This window comes from Klebsiella sp. JB_Kp004 (assembly GCF_040065795.1).
GTDB classification, from domain to species: Bacteria; Pseudomonadota; Gammaproteobacteria; order Enterobacterales; family Enterobacteriaceae; genus Klebsiella; species Klebsiella quasipneumoniae.
The window spans coordinates 152821-169745 of sequence record NZ_JBEAKW010000001.1 but is presented as its reverse complement, the minus strand read 5'-3'; the positions used below and the strand labels follow the sequence as shown (position 1 = coordinate 169745).

Sequence of the window (16925 nt, the reverse complement as noted above, 5' to 3'; positions counted from 1 at the left end):
CGTCCGCGCAAAATCTGTTCCATACTCAGCGCAATGCGGCGAACAGAAGCTTTCCCGACGAAGTTAGTGTAGTATGTTCGGCCACGATTACGGGCTCGCGGTGAATGTTTTGCGCATGCCAGCGAGACTTTACGTAAAAAGTATATACGTAACAATGAGTTGTTGATAAAGGCCTCATTGTTTCATAAAGCATACCAGACGCCTGGGAAGGCGACACCTTAAGGAAGCTCAATGAGCGAGAAACTGCAAAAAGTGCTGGCCCGCGCCGGCCACGGCTCCCGCCGTGAAATTGAAGCGAAAATCGAAGCTGGCCGCGTCAGCGTCGATGGCAAAATCGCCACCCTCGGCGACCGTGTGGAGATCGTCCCCGGTTTAAAAATTCGTATCGATGGCCATCTGATCTCGGTGAAAGAGTCCGCTGAGCAGATCTGCCGCGTGCTGGCTTACTATAAGCCGGAAGGCGAACTGTGCACCCGTAACGATCCGGAAGGGCGCCCGACGGTGTTCGATCGTCTGCCTAAACTGCGCGGCGCGCGCTGGATTGCCGTTGGTCGTCTGGACGTCAACACCTGCGGCCTGCTGCTGTTCACCACCGACGGCGAACTGGCAAACCGTCTGATGCACCCGAGCCGTGAAGTCGAGCGTGAGTACGCCGTTCGCGTTTTCGGCCAGGTGGATGAAGATAAGCTGCGTCAACTGTCTCGCGGCGTGCAGCTAGAAGATGGTCCGGCGGCGTTTAAAACCATTAAATTCACCGGCGGTGAAGGGATTAACCAGTGGTACAACGTCACCCTGACCGAAGGGCGTAACCGCGAAGTGCGTCGCCTGTGGGAAGCGGTCGGCGTGCAGGTCAGCCGCCTGATCCGCGTGCGCTATGGCGATATCTTGCTGCCGAAAGGCCTGCCGCGCGGCGGCTATACCGAGCTGGACCTGGCGCAGACCAACTACCTGCGCGAGCTGGTGGAACTTACTCCGGAAACCAGCTCTAAGGTCGCCGTTGAAAAAGATCGTCGCCGGTTGAAAGCCAATCAGATCCGCCGGGCGGTGAAGCGTCACAGCCAGAGCAGCGCTAACCCGCGTCAGGGTAATAACAGCAACCGCCGTTCCAGTACCCGTAATAAGACCAACGGTTAATGTTGCGCGTTCCGGTGGTTTTGCGCCGGAACGCGGACTTCCTTCTGCCGTATCCGGCCCTCAGTAGTCAATCCCCATCTGTGCTTTAATGCCGGCATCAAAGGCATGTTTCACCGGGCGCAGCTCGCTAACGGTATCCGCCAGTTCAATAATATCGCGATGACAGCCGCGGCCGGTGATGATCACCGACTGGTGGGCAGGACGCTCACGTAGGGCGCTCAGCACCGCCTCCAGCGGCAGGTAATCGTAGGCCACCATGTAGGTCAGTTCGTCCAGCAGCACCAGATCGAGCTGGTCGTCGGCAAGCATACGGCGGGCATGCTCCCAGACCGCCAGACAGGCGGCGGTGTCGCTGTCGCGGTCCTGGGTGTTCCAGGTAAAGCCTGTCGCCATTACCTGGAATTCGACGCCGTGTGGCTCCAGCAGATTACGCTCGCCGTTAGGCCAGGTCCCCTTGATAAACTGGATCACGCCGACTTTTTTGCCGTGGCCGACGGCGCGGGTCGCGGTGCCAAAGGCGGCGGTGGTTTTGCCTTTGCCGTTGCCGGTAAAGACCATCACAATGCCGCGTTCGTCCTGGGCCGCCGCCACCCGGGCGTCAACTTTATCTTTCAGCCGCTGCTGGCGTTCGCGGTAGCGTTCATCACTCATTGGGCAATTCCTGGTTTACGCCCCGGTTGGGCGTCGAAGGTCATTCCCGTCTTGCGACGACTGTCGTCGCCCATCAGCCACAAATAGACGGGCATAATGTCAGCGGGGGTTTTCAGTTTCAGCGGATCTTCCGTCGGGAACGCGCTGGCGCGCATGCCGGTGCGGGTACCGCCAGGGTTGATGCAGTTTACGCGCAGGTGGCGGCTTTGGTACTCGTCGGCCAGCACCTGCATCATCCCTTCGGTAGCGAATTTGGAGACGGCATAGGCGCCCCAGTTGGCGCGACCCTGACGACCGACGCTGGATGAGGTAAAGACCAGCGAACCTGATTCAGAACGGAGTAATAAAGGAAGAAGCGCCTGGGTCAGCATAAAGGTGCCATTGACGTTCACCTGCATCACCTGCTGCCAGACCTCCGGTTTCTGCTCATCCATCGGGCAGATGTCGCCGAGCAGGCCAGCATTGTGCAGCACGCCGTCAAGGCGGGGATAGTGCATGCTGATCTGCTGCGCCAGCTGCTGACATGCCTGCGGCGTGCAGGTTAGCAGGTCGAGAGTAAACCAGCGGGGGGAAATACCGCCCTCGCGTTCAATCTCCTGGGCGACGGCGCGCAGTTTTTCGTCGTTGCGGCCAAGCAGAATCACGCTGGCGCTGTAGCGGGCGTAGGTCAGGGCCGCTTCACGGCCAATTCCGTCGCTGGCCCCGGTGACCAGAATGATGCGATCTTTCAGCAAGTGGCGTTGCGGTTGATAATGCACGGCGACTCCTTTGGCGATCGGCTCTCGATCGCGCTTCATCTTTGGTATCTCACTTTTGCGCTGTTATGCCTGAAAGCGCCCGCCATTGCAATCGGCGAAGCGGAAAGTATTCACAAAATTAATATCTTGCAACGATTTCAGCCTCGCTGAAAAAAAAACGGAATCCGCTGCGCAGAGGACACAAAGCACAAAGACTTCTCGCCAGGGGCTGATGTACACTGTGCAGCAACGTCAGTGCTTTACACAAGGTGAAAACGTGGAATTACTTGCTCAATATGGCTTATTTTTAGCCAAGATCGCGACCGTTGTCGTCGCTATCGCGGTGATTGCCGCTATTATCGTCAACCTGGCCCAGCGCAAGAAGCAGCGCGGCGAGCTGCGGGTGACGAATCTTAGCGAGCATTATAAAGAGATGAAGGAGTCGCTGGCGGTGGCCCTGCTGGATGGCCCGCAGCAGAAGCAGTGGCATAAGTCGCAGAAGAAAAAGCAAAAGCAAGAGGCAAAGGCGGCGAAAGCGCGGGCGAAGCTGGGTAACGTGGAGCCGGAAGGCAAGCCGCGCGCCTGGGTGCTGGATTTCAAAGGTAGTATGGATGCCCATGAGGTCACCAGCCTGCGCGAAGAGATCACCGCGGTGCTGGCCGCGGCGAAAGCGCGCGATCAGGTGGTTATTCGTCTGGAAAGCCCCGGCGGGGTGGTGCACGGCTACGGGCTGGCTGCCTCTCAGCTGCAGCGCTTGCGTGACAAACAGATCCCGCTGACGGTGGCGGTCGATAAAGTGGCGGCCAGCGGCGGCTATATGATGGCCTGCGTGGCGAACAAAATTGTCTCGGCGCCGTTTGCGATCCTCGGCTCTATTGGCGTGGTGGCGCAGATCCCAAACCTGCACCGTTTCCTGAAGAACAAAGATATTGATATCGAACTGCACACCGCCGGACAGTACAAACGAACGCTCACTATGCTGGGTGAAAACACTGAAGAAGGACGGCGCAAGTTCCGCGAGGATCTCAATGAGACGCACCATTTGTTCAAGGATTTCGTCCATCGGATGCGCCCGGGCCTTGATATTGAGCAGGTGGCCACTGGCGAGCACTGGTACGGGGTACAGGCGCTGGAAAAAGGGCTGGTGGATGCGGTTGAAACCAGCGATGAGCTGCTGCTGGGATTAATGGAAAGCCACGAGGTGATCGGGGTGCGTTATCAACAGCGTAAGAAAATGCTCGATCGCTTCACCGGTAGCGCGGCGGAGAGTGCCGATCGACTGCTGCTGCGCTGGTGGCAGCGCGGACAGAAGCCGCTGATGTAGATGATAAAACGCGAGGCTCTGCCTCGCGTTCTCGTTTAGAGCGGTCTTAATCTACGCCGGTCTTAATCGACAAGGTGATATTTGTCCGACAGCTCATGGGCGAGGTACTTAAACATATTAAATACCGCTGTACTCTTTGGCGTCGGCAGACCCTGCTCATCAAGATAAAACTCACCGCTAAACACCAGGACATTGTTGCGCTGAACGACGTCGGTGGCTTCGATACCGGCTAACGTATCCTCATGTTCGCGAATAAGTTTGTTGGCTTTTTCGAGCAGCGTCTGGCGATCGATTGGTTGGGTTGTACCTTGCATAACGGACTCCTCTTTTTCTCCGGGCGTAGTTTACGCCGCGCGGCGGCGCGGGGCAAATTTTCCATGGACAAAACAGGGGTAATCGTAACCAGTGGAGAAACAGCCGTTTACTGGCGTGATTCGCTTTTGCATGCTAATAAAGTTGCGTAACGAATTTTATCAGGTACAGTGTGACGCTTTCGGCGATCTGGCAACAGATTTGCTTGACATTCGGCCAAAAATTCTTCGTGCTATGTCACCTGACGAAAAAAGGTCAGTAAACTCAAGCGCCTGGTTTTACGGAGTTGAAACAGGTGTTCTGGGTTGATATTCACCGACGGTGCCGCAACATATGAGGCAGTCGCCAGTGGAGGGTGTATGAATGTGCGATGTATTCCTGGATGAATCAAATTAGGTAAAGGTGAATATGGGTAAAGCTCTCGTTATCGTTGAGTCCCCGGCAAAAGCCAAAACGATCAATAAGTATCTGGGTAATGACTACGTGGTGAAATCCAGCGTCGGTCATATCCGCGATTTGCCGACCAGTGGATCAGCTTCCAAAAAGAGCACCGACTCTACCGCCACCAAAGGGGCTAAAAAGCCTAAAAAGGACGAACGTGGTGCTCTGGTTAACCGCATGGGCGTGGACCCATGGCATGACTGGAATGCGCATTATGAAGTACTTCCGGGTAAAGAAAAGGTAGTTTCAGAACTCAAACAGTTGGCGGAAAAAGCTGACCACATCTATCTCGCAACCGACCTTGACCGCGAAGGGGAAGCCATTGCCTGGCACCTGCGGGAAGTCATCGGCGGCGATGAGCAGCGTTACAGCCGCGTGGTGTTCAATGAGATCACCAAAAACGCCATTCGTCAGGCTTTCGAAAAGCCGGGCGAGCTGAATATCGATCGGGTTAACGCCCAGCAGGCGCGTCGCTTTATGGACCGCGTGGTGGGTTATATGGTTTCGCCGCTGCTGTGGAAAAAAATTGCCCGTGGTCTTTCTGCCGGGCGCGTGCAGTCCGTCGCGGTCCGCCTGGTGGTGGAGCGTGAGCGTGAAATCAAAGCGTTCGTCCCGGAAGAATACTGGGAAGTTGATGCCAGTACCACCACGCCGGGCGGCGACGCGCTGCCGCTGCAGGTGACCCATAAGGATGATAAGCCATTCCGTCCGGTCAGCCGTGATGAGACGATGGCGGCGGTATCGCTGCTGGAAAAAGCCAGCTACAGCGTACTGGAGCGGGAAGACAAGCCGACCAGCAGTAAGCCGGGCGCGCCGTTCATCACCTCCACCCTGCAGCAGGCGGCCAGCACCCGTCTCGGCTTCGGCGTGAAAAAGACCATGATGATGGCTCAACGTCTCTATGAGGCGGGGCATATCACCTATATGCGTACCGACTCCACCAACCTGAGTCAGGACGCGCTGAACATGGTTCGCGGTTATATCAGCGATAAGTTTGGTAAAAAATATTTGCCGGAAAGCGCGAATCAGTACGCCAGCAAAGAAAATTCACAAGAAGCGCACGAAGCGATTCGTCCGTCTGATGTGAACGTGCTGGCGGAAACGCTGAAAGATATGGAAGCGGATGCGCAGAAACTGTATCAGCTGATCTGGCGCCAGTTTGTCGCCTGTCAGATGACGCCGGCGCAGTACGACTCCACGACGCTGACCGTGGCGGCGGGCGATTTCAAACTGAAAGCGCGCGGTCGTACCTTACGCTTCGACGGCTGGACCAAAGTGATGCCGGCCCTGCGCAAGGGCGATGAAGACCGGACCCTGCCGCTGGTCAAACAGGGCGACCAACTGAGCCTGGTCGAGCTGACGCCTGCGCAGCACTTTACCAAGCCGCCGGCGCGCTTCAGCGAAGCCTCGCTGGTTAAAGAGCTGGAAAAACGCGGCATCGGCCGTCCGTCGACCTATGCCTCGATTATCTCCACCATTCAGGATCGTGGTTACGTGCGAGTGGAAAACCGTCGTTTCTACGCGGAGAAAATGGGCGAGATCGTCACCGACCGACTGGAAGAGAACTTCCGCGATCTGATGAACTACGACTTCACCGCGCAGATGGAAGATCGTCTCGATCAGGTGGCTAACCACCAGGCCGAGTGGAAAGAGGTGCTGAACCACTTCTTCGGCGATTTTACCACCCAGCTGGAGACGGCGGAGAAAGATCCGGAAGAGGGCGGCATGCAGCCGAACCCGATGGTGCTTACCAGCATCGACTGCCCGACCTGCGGCCGTAAAATGGGTATCCGTACCGCCAGCACCGGCGTTTTCCTCGGCTGTTCGGGCTATGCCCTGTCGCCGAAAGAGCGCTGCAAAACCACCATTAACCTGGTGCCGGAAAACGAAGTCCTCAACGTGCTGGAAGGCGATGACGCCGAAACTAACGCGCTGCGCGCCAAACGCCGCTGCCAGAAGTGCGGTACGGCGATGGACAGCTACCTTATCGATCCCAAGCGTAAACTGCACGTCTGCGGTAACAACCCGACCTGCGATGGCTATGAGATTGAAGAGGGCGAGTTCCGCATCAAGGGCTATGACGGTCCGGTAGTGGAGTGCGAGAAGTGCGGCTCCGAGATGCACCTGAAGATGGGGCGTTTTGGGAAGTACATGGCTTGTACCAACGACGAGTGTAAGAATACGCGTAAGATCCTGCGCAATGGGGAAGTGGCGCCGCCGAAGGAAGATCCGGTGCCGCTGCCGGAGCTGCCGTGCGAGAAGTCTGACGCCTATTTCGTGCTGCGTGACGGGGCCGCGGGCGTCTTCCTGGCGGCCAACACCTTCCCGAAATCACGGGAAACGCGCGCGCCGCTGGTGGAAGAGCTGTACCGCTTCCGCGATCGTCTGCCGGAAAAACTGCGTTATCTCGCCGATGCGCCGCAGCAGGATCCGGAAGGCAATAAGACGCTGGTGCGCTTTAGCCGTAAAACGAAGCAACAGTACGTAGCGTCCGAAAAAGAGGGCAAAGCGACCGGCTGGTCTGCCTTCTTTATCGACGGTAAATGGACGGAAGCTAAAAAGTAACTGACCATTATCAGGCAGGAAAAGGGCGCTTTTCCTGCTCTGGCGGCCGGCAGGGGCCATGGATGCCTCTGCCGTGTCGTTTTCCTTTCTCTCCGCGCTTTTCACCCTCTTATAACCACCTATATTATTTTTCGTTACCGTCTATACAGTGTTGATATAAATGATATAGTGGTTATAGTTAATGCCTTTTTTATTATTAAAACGTCTTATACATCATCGCTTTCAGGATGCGTTGCGGCGCCACTATGGCCAACTGCCGGGAGGCCTGGCCTTCACCGGCGACAAGTTGCCTGAACGTAAAGTGTATTAAGCGGCTTCATTTTACGCGCAAACGGATATCAGCATGAAACTACAACAGCTTCGCTACATCGTTGAGGTGGTTAACCATAACCTGAATGTTTCATCCACCGCCGAAGGGCTTTATACCTCTCAGCCAGGCATCAGTAAGCAGGTGCGTATGCTGGAAGATGAGCTGGGCATCCAAATCTTTGCCCGCAGCGGCAAGCATTTGACTCAGGTGACGCCTGCCGGGCAGGAGATCATCCGTATTGCCCGCGAGGTGTTGTCGAAAGTCGATGCCATCAAATCTGTCGCCGGGGAGCATACCTGGCCGGACAAAGGGTCGCTGTACGTGGCGACCACCCATACCCAGGCGCGCTATGCGTTGCCCGGGGTGATCAAGGGCTTTATTGAACGCTATCCGCGGGTGTCGCTCCATATGCATCAGGGTTCGCCAACCCAGATCGCCGAAGCCGTGTCGAAAGGCAACGCCGACTTCGCCATTGCTACCGAAGCGCTGCATCTGTATGACGACCTGGTGATGCTGCCATGCTATCACTGGAACCGGTCGATCGTGGTGACGCCGGAGCATCCTCTGGCCTCCAGGGGCTCGGTATCAATAGAAGAGCTGGCGCAGTACCCGCTGGTGACCTATACCTTTGGCTTCACCGGCCGCTCCGAACTGGACACCGCGTTTAACCGTGCGGGCCTGACGCCGCGCATTGTCTTTACCGCTACCGATGCCGACGTCATTAAAACCTATGTTCGCCTGGGGCTGGGGGTGGGGGTGATTGCCAGCATGGCGGTAGATCCGGTCTCCGATCCGGACCTGGTGAAGCTGGATGCCAACGGTATTTTCAGCCACAGCACCACTAAAATAGGCTTCCGCCGCAGCACCTTCTTACGAAGCTACATGTATGATTTTATTCAACGTTTTGCACCCCATCTGACCCGGGATGTCGTGGATACCGCAGTGGCGCTACGGTCGAATGAAGATATTGAAGCGATGTTCAAAGATATAAAACTTCCGGAAAAATAACCCCGTTAAAAATAATGGCATTCCGTGTAAGGAGTGCCATTAACTATCATGGCCCTTATTTAACAACTTAAACCTCGAACCAATCACAAAATTAAGAATTTCTGATAACGCGTTTTTCATAATGCCCGTCGCGATCAAATAACCGGTCAAATATATTCCATCAGGCCTAAATTCACTGGATTAATCGTTTATCCATAATTAAGATTTATCTGTACCTGATGATTTGAGCAATTGGTGGTGACAATATGATAAGTAATATCGATTACATGAAACTGGCGATGTCATACGAAAATGACAAAACCGAAATCGATCCCGTTCTGCGTAGTCGCGTATGGGGCGTAGTGTTGGTAGGGCTGGCGATGTTCTGGAGCATCATCGCGCTCACCATCTGCAACATCTGGATTGTCAGCTAAAGCTGTAGGTCATCGTTGTAGATACATGTCATTTTTATGACAGTGAAAGGAAACTGTAATATAAAATCAGTGACCGGCAATACAGGGAGAATATATTTTGCCGCGGGATTCATCCAACCTGAAATCAATCACAAGAGCTAATCGGCCAGCAGGTAATGATTAGCTCTTTTTTTGTCCTCGTGTACTAATACAATATCGCTTAAAAGACCTCTCTGCACTATTTTGGTGCTATTTCCTCTGCGCGTAGATAATTCCCTTTTAACCCCTCTCCGTCACATCAGATTTAGCAATTTGGGTTGTTATCAAAGTGTTATGCCCAGCATGTGTTATCTTTAATGGAGACCCTGAGGAGAATCGGGGTATGCCATCCCTGAGATAAAGGAGGAGCTATGTCGTCAACCCTACGAGAAGCCAGTAAGGATACGCTGCAGGTTAACGCGAAAACCTGGCATTACTACAGTCTGCCGCTGGCGGAGAAGCAGCTGGGCGATCTCAGTCGACTGCCCAAGTCGCTGAAGGTGCTGATGGAGAACCTGTTGCGCTGGCAGGACGGTGACTCGGTGACTGAAGAAGATATTCGCGCCCTTGCCGGTTGGCTGCAGCAGGCCCATGCCGACAGGGAGATTGCTTATCGTCCGGCCCGCGTCCTGATGCAGGACTTTACCGGCGTACCGGCGGTGGTGGATCTGGCCGCCATGCGCGAGGCGGTGAAACGCCTGGGCGGCGATACCGCGAAGGTGAACCCGCTGTCGCCGGTCGACCTGGTGATCGACCACTCGGTGACGGTCGACCGCTTCGGCGATGACGAAGCCTTTGAAGACAACGTCCGCCTGGAAATGGAACGTAACCACGAACGCTACGCTTTTCTGCGCTGGGGGCAGCAGGCCTTCAGCCGCTTCAGCGTGGTGCCGCCGGGCACCGGGATTTGCCACCAGGTCAACCTGGAATATCTCGGACGGGCGGTGTGGAGCGAAGAGGTGAATGGGAAGTGGATGGCGTGGCCGGATACCCTGGTGGGTACCGACTCCCATACCACCATGATTAACGGGCTCGGCGTGCTGGGCTGGGGCGTGGGCGGGATTGAAGCGGAAGCCGCCATGCTTGGCCAGCCGGTGTCGATGCTGATCCCCGATGTGGTAGGCTTTAAGCTCAGCGGCAAATTGCGCGAAGGCATTACCGCTACTGACCTGGTCCTGACGGTCACCCAGATGCTGCGCCAGCACGGCGTTGTCGGAAAATTTGTTGAGTTCTACGGTGACGGTCTGGATACCTTGCCCCTGGCCGACCGCGCCACCATCGCCAATATGGCGCCAGAGTATGGCGCCACCTGCGGTTTCTTCCCGATCGATGACGTGACGCTCAGCTATATGCGCCTCAGCGGACGTAGCGAAGAACAGGTGGCGCTGGTGGAAGCCTATGCCAAAGCGCAGGGCATGTGGCGCCAGCCGGGCGATGAGCCGGTCTTTACCAGTACCCTGGCGCTGGATATGGGCAGCGTTGAAGCAAGCCTCGCCGGGCCGAAGCGGCCGCAGGATCGCGTGGCGCTCGGCGATGTGCCGAAAGCCTTTGCCGCCAGCGGCGAGCTGGAGGTTAACCACCTTCAGCGTCAGCGCCAGCCGGTGGCGTATACGCTGAACGGGCATCACTATTCACTGCCGGATGGCGCTGTGGCCATTGCGGCGATCACGTCCTGTACCAACACCTCCAACCCCAGCGTGCTGATGGCCGCCGGCCTGCTGGCGAAAAAAGCCGTCGAACGCGGACTGCAGCCGCAGCCGTGGGTGAAAGCTTCTCTGGCCCCGGGCTCGAAAGTGGTGTCGGATTATCTGGCCCATGCCGGCCTGACGCCTTACCTCGACCAGCTCGGCTTCAATCTGGTGGGGTATGGCTGTACCACCTGTATCGGTAACTCCGGCCCGCTGCCGGAAACTATTGAAGAAGCAATCAAAAAAGGCGACCTCACCGTCGGGGCGGTGCTCTCCGGTAACCGTAACTTCGAAGGGCGTATCCACCCGCTGGTGAAAACCAACTGGCTGGCCTCGCCGCCGCTGGTGGTCGCTTACGCGCTGGCCGGGAACATGAACATCGATCTTACCCGCGAGCCGCTGGGGCAGGGCAGCGACGGCGAGCCGGTCTATCTGAGAGATATCTGGCCGAGCGGGGAGGAGATTGCCCGCGCGGTGGAACAGGTCTCCACGGAGATGTTCCGCAAAGAGTACGCGGAAGTGTTTTCCGGGACAGAGGAGTGGAAGGCGATCAAGGTGGAGGCGTCAGATACCTACGACTGGCAGGAAGATTCGACCTATATTCGCCTGTCGCCGTTCTTTGACGAGATGGGCATCGAGCCGCTGCCGGTGGAGGATATTCACGGCGCGCGGATCCTCGCCATGCTGGGCGATTCAGTGACCACTGACCACATTTCGCCGGCGGGAAGCATCAAAGCCGATAGTCCGGCAGGCCGCTATCTGCAGGAGCATGGGGTTGCCCGGCGCGACTTTAACTCCTACGGCTCCCGTCGCGGTAACCATGAGGTGATGATGCGCGGCACCTTCGCCAATATCCGCATTCGCAACGAAATGGTGCCGGGGGTGGAAGGGGGCATGACCCGCCATCTGCCGGACCGCGAACCGGTGGCGATCTACGATGCAGCGATGCTATATAAAGCTGAGGGCATACCGCTGGCGGTGATTGCTGGTAAGGAGTATGGCTCAGGTTCCAGTCGCGACTGGGCGGCGAAGGGGCCGCGCCTGCTGGGGATCCGGGTGGTGATCGCTGAGTCCTTCGAACGTATCCACCGCTCCAACCTGATCGGGATGGGTATTCTGCCGCTGGAGTTCCCGCAGGGCGTCACCCGTAAAACGCTACAGTTGACCGGCGAAGAGCGGATTGATGTCAGTAACCTGCAGTCGCTGCAGCCCGGCGCCACGGTGCCAGTGACCCTCACCCGCGCTGACGGCTCGCAGGAGGTGATCGCCTGCCGGTGTCGTATCGACACGGCGACCGAACTCACCTACTACCGCAACGACGGCATTTTGCACTACGTCATCCGCAATATGCTGTAAAACGAAGGGCCAGCATCGCTGGCCCTCTACTTACGCTGCCGGCGGTATTATTCCGCCGGCTTGCTGTTCAGCAAATGGCCCATCTTGGCGGCTTTGGTGTCCAGATAGTGGGCGTTTTTCGGGTTGCGCCCGACGATCAGCGGAACGCGCTCCACAATGTTAATCCCGGCTTCGCTGAGGATTTCCACTTTTTTCGGGTTGTTGGTTAACAACCGCACTTGCTCAACGTTGAGCAGCTTGAACATATCGGCGCACAGGGTGAAGTCGCGTTCATCGGCGGCGAAGCCAAGCTGATGGTTCGCTTCGACAGTGTCATAACCCTGATCCTGCAGCGCGTAGGCGCGGATCTTATTCAATAAACCAATGTTGCGACCTTCCTGACGATGATAGAGCAGGATCCCCCGGCCTTCTTCGGCGATATGCGACAGGGCCGCCTCCAGCTGAAAGCCGCAATCACAGCGCAGGCTAAACAGGGCATCGCCCGTCAGACATTCTGAATGGACGCGGGCGAGCACCGGCGACTGCCCTGAAATATCGCCGTATACCAGCGCGACATGATCCTGTCCGGTTGCCAGTTCTTCAAAACCCACCATCAGGAAATCGCCCCAGGGGGTTGGCAGTTTGGCTTCTGCCACACGTTTAAGCTGCATGTGATTCTCCAGATTCTGTCAGCACCTGAATGTGCTTTCTGTTTACCGCTATTTTGCCACAACGCCGGGACGTTCTCCTAATCACGAACGGTTAGCCGCGCGGAAAGCGCACAAACGATCTACTTTCCGCTATGATGTTCATCTACAAGGAGAAGGAGAGAAAATGCTGTTGATTGCCCGACGAACCGCTCTCGCGGCGGCGCTGCTGCTGGTCATGCCCCTCACGGTCTGGCTGTCTGGTTGGCTGTGGCAGCCAGGACTGCCGGTGGTATGGCTGAAAAGCCTCTGGTGGGTGACGGAAACGGTGACCCAGCCGTGGGGAATGATCACCCATGTTGTGCTGTGCGCCTGGTTTCTCTGGTGCCTGCGCTTTCGCCTGCGCGCGGCGCTGATCCTGTTCCTCATTCTTGCCGCCGCCATCCTGGTGGGACAGGGGACCAAATCCTGGGTCAAGGCGCGGGTTCAGGAGCCGAGACCGTTTGTCATCTGGCTGGAAAACGCAAGGCAGGTGCCGGTGACGCAATTCTACGCGTTAAAGCGCAAAGAACGCGCTAAACTGGTGCATGAGCAGCTGGCGCAGGCGCAGGACATCCCGCCGTTTTTACGCAAACACTGGCAGAAAGAGACCGGGTTTGCATTCCCGTCAGGCCATACGATGTTCGCCGCCAGCTGGGCGCTGCTCGCTGCCGGGCTGCTGTGGCCGCGTCGGCGCTGGGGCACGATCGCGGTGCTGCTGGCGTGGGCGACGGCGGTGATGGGGAGTCGCCTGGCGCTCGGTATGCACTGGCCGCTGGATCTCATCGTCGCTACGCTGATCTCCTGGCTGCTGGTCACGGTGGCCTGCTGGCTGACGCAGCGTCTTTGCGGGCCGCTTTCGCCGCCGGGGGAAGAGGCGCAGGATATTAAAAAACGGATGCCTGAAGCGGAATAATGTTGATTTTAGCGGCATCCGACCGCATATCCTGTCGAGTTGCCGTGCTTTTTCGTTCCACCGCTGCGGCGAAAATGATACTTTATAGGGCTGAAAGCGGGCTTTTTACGCGCAACCCACAGAACGGGAAGTCATGTGAAATATTTACTCATTTTCTTACTGGTGTTAGCAATCTTCGTCATTTCAGTGACGCTGGGGGCGCAGAATGACCAACAGGTCACTTTCAACTATTTGCTCGCTCAGGGTGAATTCCGCATTTCGACGCTGCTGGCGGTGCTGTTCGCCGCGGGCTTTGCTATCGGCTGGCTGATCTGCGGCCTGTTCTGGCTGCGGGTGCGCGTCTCGCTGGCGCGCGCGGAGCGGAAAATAAAGCGCCTTGAACACCAGATTGCCCCTGTCAGTCCGGCGGCTGTCGAGGCAGGCGTGTCTGCGGTGAAGGAATAATCTCTTATGCTGGAGTTGTTGTTTCTGCTTTTACCCGTTGCCGCCGCCTACGGTTGGTACATGGGGCGCAGAAGTGCACAACAGTCCAAACAGGACGACGCGAGCCGCCTGTCACGGGATTACGTGGCGGGGGTAAACTTTCTGCTTAGCAACCAGCAGGATAAAGCCGTCGATCTGTTCCTTGATATGCTGAAAGAGGATACCGGCACCGTTGAGGCCCACCTGACCCTCGGCAACCTGTTCCGCTCGCGCGGCGAGGTAGACCGCGCGATCCGTATTCACCAGAGTCTGATGGAAAGCGCGTCGCTCACCTATGACCAGCGCCTGCTGGCGGTGCAACAGCTGGGGCGCGACTATATGGCCGCCGGGCTGTATGACCGCGCGGAAGATATGTTCAAACAGCTGGTGGATGAGACCGATTTTCGCCTCGGCGCGCTGCAGCAGCTGCTGCAGATCTACCAGGCGACCAGCGACTGGCAGTCGGCTATCGAGGTGGCTGAACGGCTGGTGAAGCTGGGGAAAGAGAAGCATCGTGGCGAAATCGCCAACTTTTGGTGCGAACTGGCCCTGCAGCAGATGGCGGCCAACGATCTGGATAAGGCGATGGCGCTGTTGAAGAAAGGCGCCGCCGCGGACCGCAACAGCGCCCGGGTTTCGATCATGATGGGCCGGGTGTGGATGGAGAAGGGCGACTACGCCAAAGCGGTGGAGAGCCTCGAGCGGGTTATCGATCAGGATAAAGAGCTGGTGGGTGAGACGCTGGAGATGCTGCAAACCTGTTACCAGCAGCTCGGCAAAGCCGATGAATGGGAAGTTTTCCTGCGCCGCTGTGTGGAGGAGAACGCCGGGGCGACCGCCGAACTGATGCTGGCGCAGATCCTTGAGCAGCGGGAAGGGGTCGAAGCGGCGCAAAACTACGTGACCCGGCAGCTTGAGCGCCACCCGACCATGCGCGTTTTCCATAAGCTGATGGACTACCATCTCAACGAAGCGGAAGAAGGGCGGGCGAAAGAAAGCCTTGGGGTGCTGCGAAACATGGTCGGCGAACAGGTGCGCAGCAAACCGCGCTACCGTTGCCAGAAATGCGGCTTTACCGCTCATACTCTCTACTGGCATTGTCCGTCCTGCCGCTCCTGGGCGACCATCAAACCTATTCGCGGCCTCGACGGCCAGTAAGGTCAAAAAAAACAGGCGCTTTAGTTACAACATACTTATCATTTCTTTCCCGTCACCGCCTGCAGCCCCGACAACGCCATCGGCCGCGCAGGGCAAAACAGCAGCCTGTTATTTTGTTAGCTTCACAGGTAGAATGCTGCCCGTTTACCTTTTTTGCGCCCTCTGGCGCCCATCAACACTAAGGTCTGGTCATGACGTCAACAGCTATCCCATCTTCCCGCGCTGTCACTTCCTCTCCCGTTGTGGTTGCGCTCGACTATGATAATCGCGATAAAGCGCTGGCATTTGTCGACCGCATCGACCCGCGCGACTGCCGCCTGAAGGTGGGCAAAGAGATGTTCACCCTGCTGGGACCGCAGTTTGTCCGCGATCTGCATCAGCGTGGGTTTGAGGTGTTCCTGGACCTTAAGTTTCACGATATTCCCAACACTACCGCCCGCGCGGTGGCGGCCGCTGCCGAGCTTGGCGTATGGATGGTGAATGTCCATGCCTCCGGCGGCGCGCGGATGATGACCGCGGCACGCGAAGCGCTGCTGCCCTTTGGTCAAGACGCGCCGCTGCTCATCGCCGTCACCGTCCTCACCAGCATGGAGTCCAGCGACCTGCAGGATCTGGGCATTACCTTATCCCCGGCTGACTACGCGGCGAAGCTGGCGGCGCTGACCCAACGCTGCGGCCTCGACGGGGTGGTGTGTTCAGCTCAGGAGGCGGTACGCTTTAAGCAAGAGCTGGGGCAGGCGTTCAAGCTGGTCACCCCGGGTATCCGTCCGCAGGGCAGCGACGCTGGCGATCAGCGGCGGATCATGACTCCTGAGCAGGCTCAGGCGGCAGGGGTGGACTATATGGTCATTGGCCGCCCGGTTACCCAGTCGACCGATCCAGCCGAGACGCTGCGGGCGATCAACGATTCTCTGCGCAAGGGGGCATAATGAGCGATTCCAACAGCCGTCTGGTCTACTCCACCGAAACCGGGCGTATCGACGAGGCGAAACCGGCGCCGGTGCGCCCGAAAGGCGACGGCATTGTGCGGATCCAGCGCCAGACCAGCGGCCGCAAGGGCAAAGGCGTCTGTCTGATCAGCGGAATTGATGCCGACGATGCGGCGCTCACTGCGCTGGCGGCAGAGCTGAAGAAGAAATGCGGCTGCGGCGGCGCGGTGAAAGATGGCGTGATCGAGATCCAGGGCGACAAACGGGATTTACTGAAGTCGCTGCTCGAGGCGAAAGGGATGAAGGTGAAGTTAGCCGGCGGCTAATTGTTATTTCAACCCTAATTAATGGCCTGGTGAAATAACAAGGCCGCGGTGAATGCCGCGGCCTTGAATGTTTTAACGTGCGTAAGTCAATTCGTGTGAATTATTCTTTTATTTCGTCAGATAAATATATTATTTGCCGACCTGGTGACCAATAATACCACCGACTGCTGCGCCACCCAGGGTACCGAGTGCGCTACCGTCAGTTAACACCGCACCGCCGATGGCGCCGGCACCTGCGCCGATAGCAGTGTTACGATCGCGTTTAGACATGTTAGAGCAAGCGCTCAGAGACATTGCTACAGTGACAGCCAGAACAACAGCAGCCATTTTTTTGCTCGTTGAAGTCATCATTTTTTTCTCCTGAATAATCTATTCATGGATTACAGCGCTCCTGTAAGCATAGCCTGATAAAGCAGCTTTAGGGCAATTCCATGAAGTTAGGGTGCGCAGGTATCACGAAAATCACGCAGGTGATAGTCACTTCCTGTTATATCGCTAATAATAATTTTACT

Annotated in this window: 16 protein-coding genes; 11 read left to right on the top strand and 5 right to left on the bottom strand. The window is 57.0% G+C overall.

The window, feature by feature from the left end; genetic code table 11:
* The first annotated feature begins 231 nt into the window (after window positions 1–231).
* Window positions 232–1134 (top strand): 23S rRNA pseudouridine(2605) synthase RluB, encoded by a 903-nt coding sequence (rluB, locus tag ABLX76_RS00765; RefSeq protein ID WP_023289330.1) that lies wholly within the window; start codon window positions 232–234, stop codon window positions 1132–1134.
* Between the two features lie 60 nt (window positions 1135–1194).
* Here the strand turns inward: rluB and cobO are convergent, their stop codons facing one another.
* Together cobO and ABLX76_RS00755 are read right to left on the bottom strand one after the other, a co-directional pair.
* Window positions 1195–1785, bottom strand: a complete 591-nt coding sequence (gene cobO, locus ABLX76_RS00760; protein ID WP_023289331.1) for a cob(I)yrinic acid a,c-diamide adenosyltransferase — start codon at window positions 1783–1785, stop codon at window positions 1195–1197.
* Complete coding sequence (locus ABLX76_RS00755) at window positions 1782–2543, bottom strand: YciK family oxidoreductase (RefSeq protein WP_032452539.1); 762 nt, start codon at window positions 2541–2543, stop codon at window positions 1782–1784. Before ABLX76_RS00755 ends, cobO begins: the two co-directional genes overlap by 4 nt.
* Before the next feature lie 256 nt (window positions 2544–2799).
* Here ABLX76_RS00755 and sohB point away from each other — a divergent pair, with 256 nt between their 5' ends.
* Window positions 2800–3846, top strand: a complete 1047-nt coding sequence (gene sohB, locus ABLX76_RS00750) for a protease SohB (RefSeq protein WP_032429135.1) — start codon at window positions 2800–2802, stop codon at window positions 3844–3846.
* Window positions 3847–3908: 62 nt separating this feature from the next.
* Here sohB and ABLX76_RS00745 read toward each other — a convergent pair whose 3' ends face one another.
* Complete coding sequence (locus tag ABLX76_RS00745) at window positions 3909–4160, bottom strand: YciN family protein (RefSeq protein ID WP_002901761.1); 252 nt, start codon at window positions 4158–4160, stop codon at window positions 3909–3911.
* A 406-nt stretch (window positions 4161–4566) separates the two neighbouring features.
* On the opposite strand from ABLX76_RS00745, the gene topA reads away from it, so the two are divergent.
* From topA to acnA, 4 genes are all read left to right on the top strand, one after another.
* Entirely contained in the window at window positions 4567–7164 is a 2598-nt protein-coding gene (topA, locus tag ABLX76_RS00740) for a type I DNA topoisomerase (RefSeq protein WP_023289334.1), read from the top strand.
* 343 nt (window positions 7165–7507) lie between these two features.
* A complete protein-coding gene (gene cysB, locus ABLX76_RS00735; RefSeq protein WP_004203875.1) occupies window positions 7508–8482 on the top strand; it encodes an HTH-type transcriptional regulator CysB in 975 nt (324 codons plus the stop codon).
* Window positions 8483–8727: 245 nt separating this feature from the next.
* A complete protein-coding gene (locus ABLX76_RS00730; RefSeq protein WP_002901776.1) occupies window positions 8728–8895 on the top strand; it encodes a YmiA family putative membrane protein in 168 nt (55 codons plus the stop codon).
* Between the two features lie 389 nt (window positions 8896–9284).
* A complete protein-coding gene (gene acnA / locus ABLX76_RS00725; RefSeq protein ID WP_348873759.1) occupies window positions 9285–11957 on the top strand; it encodes an aconitate hydratase AcnA in 2673 nt (890 codons plus the stop codon).
* A gap of 47 nt (window positions 11958–12004) precedes the next feature.
* On the opposite strand, the gene ribA is transcribed toward acnA, so the two are convergent.
* Window positions 12005–12607 carry a GTP cyclohydrolase II gene (ribA, locus tag ABLX76_RS00720; RefSeq protein ID WP_023289336.1) on the bottom strand — a complete coding sequence of 201 codons (603 nt, stop codon included), beginning with the start codon at window positions 12605–12607 and terminating at the stop codon, window positions 12005–12007.
* Window positions 12608–12770: 163 nt separating this feature from the next.
* Between ribA and pgpB the strand changes: the two genes are divergently transcribed.
* The 5 genes from pgpB (at window position 12771) to yciH (ending at window position 16413) form a co-directional block, all read left to right on the top strand.
* Window positions 12771–13538, top strand: coding sequence for a phosphatidylglycerophosphatase B (gene pgpB / locus ABLX76_RS00715; RefSeq protein WP_048297334.1), 768 nt, complete (start codon window positions 12771–12773; stop codon window positions 13536–13538).
* 135 nt (window positions 13539–13673) lie between these two features.
* A complete protein-coding gene (locus ABLX76_RS00710; RefSeq protein ID WP_348873757.1) occupies window positions 13674–13982 on the top strand; it encodes a LapA family protein in 309 nt (102 codons plus the stop codon).
* 6 nt (window positions 13983–13988) lie between these two features.
* On the top strand, window positions 13989–15158 hold the full coding sequence (lapB, locus tag ABLX76_RS00705) for a lipopolysaccharide assembly protein LapB (protein WP_004203879.1): 1170 nt from the start codon (window positions 13989–13991) through the stop codon (window positions 15156–15158).
* Between the two features lie 191 nt (window positions 15159–15349).
* Window positions 15350–16087: an orotidine-5'-phosphate decarboxylase gene (gene pyrF / locus ABLX76_RS00700; protein ID WP_348873755.1), complete on the top strand. Its 738-nt coding sequence runs from the start codon at window positions 15350–15352 to the stop codon at window positions 16085–16087.
* A complete protein-coding gene (gene yciH, locus ABLX76_RS00695) occupies window positions 16087–16413 on the top strand; it encodes a stress response translation initiation inhibitor YciH (RefSeq protein WP_002901782.1) in 327 nt (108 codons plus the stop codon). Before pyrF ends, yciH begins: the two co-directional genes overlap by 1 nt.
* Window positions 16414–16542: 129 nt before the next feature.
* Here yciH and osmB read toward each other — a convergent pair whose 3' ends face one another.
* Complete coding sequence (gene osmB, locus ABLX76_RS00690; protein ID WP_002901783.1) at window positions 16543–16761, bottom strand: osmotically-inducible lipoprotein OsmB; 219 nt, start codon at window positions 16759–16761, stop codon at window positions 16543–16545.
* Window positions 16762–16925 lie beyond the last annotated feature (164 nt).

Bases quoted from the DNA above. Each gene is read 5' to 3' on its own strand.
- rluB (WP_023289330.1), top strand. From the start codon at position 232: ATGAGCGAGAAACTGCAAAAAGTGCTGGCCCGCGCCGGCCACGGCTCC.
- cobO (WP_023289331.1), bottom strand. From the start codon at position 1,785: ATGAGTGATGAACGCTACCGCGAACGCCAGCAGCGGCTGAAAGATAAA.
- ABLX76_RS00745 (WP_002901761.1), bottom strand. From the start codon at position 4,160: ATGCAAGGTACAACCCAACCAATCGATCGCCAGACGCTGCTCGAAAAA.
- topA (WP_023289334.1), top strand. From the start codon at position 4,567: ATGGGTAAAGCTCTCGTTATCGTTGAGTCCCCGGCAAAAGCCAAAACG.
- cysB (WP_004203875.1), top strand. From the start codon at position 7,508: ATGAAACTACAACAGCTTCGCTACATCGTTGAGGTGGTTAACCATAAC.
- ABLX76_RS00730 (WP_002901776.1), top strand. From the start codon at position 8,728: ATGATAAGTAATATCGATTACATGAAACTGGCGATGTCATACGAAAAT.
- acnA (WP_348873759.1), top strand. From the start codon at position 9,285: ATGTCGTCAACCCTACGAGAAGCCAGTAAGGATACGCTGCAGGTTAAC.
- ribA (WP_023289336.1), bottom strand. From the start codon at position 12,607: ATGCAGCTTAAACGTGTGGCAGAAGCCAAACTGCCAACCCCCTGGGGC.
- pgpB (WP_048297334.1), top strand. From the start codon at position 12,771: ATGCTGTTGATTGCCCGACGAACCGCTCTCGCGGCGGCGCTGCTGCTG.
- lapB (WP_004203879.1), top strand. From the start codon at position 13,989: ATGCTGGAGTTGTTGTTTCTGCTTTTACCCGTTGCCGCCGCCTACGGT.
- pyrF (WP_348873755.1), top strand. From the start codon at position 15,350: ATGACGTCAACAGCTATCCCATCTTCCCGCGCTGTCACTTCCTCTCCC.
- yciH (WP_002901782.1), top strand. From the start codon at position 16,087: ATGAGCGATTCCAACAGCCGTCTGGTCTACTCCACCGAAACCGGGCGT.
- osmB (WP_002901783.1), bottom strand. From the start codon at position 16,761: ATGACTTCAACGAGCAAAAAAATGGCTGCTGTTGTTCTGGCTGTCACT.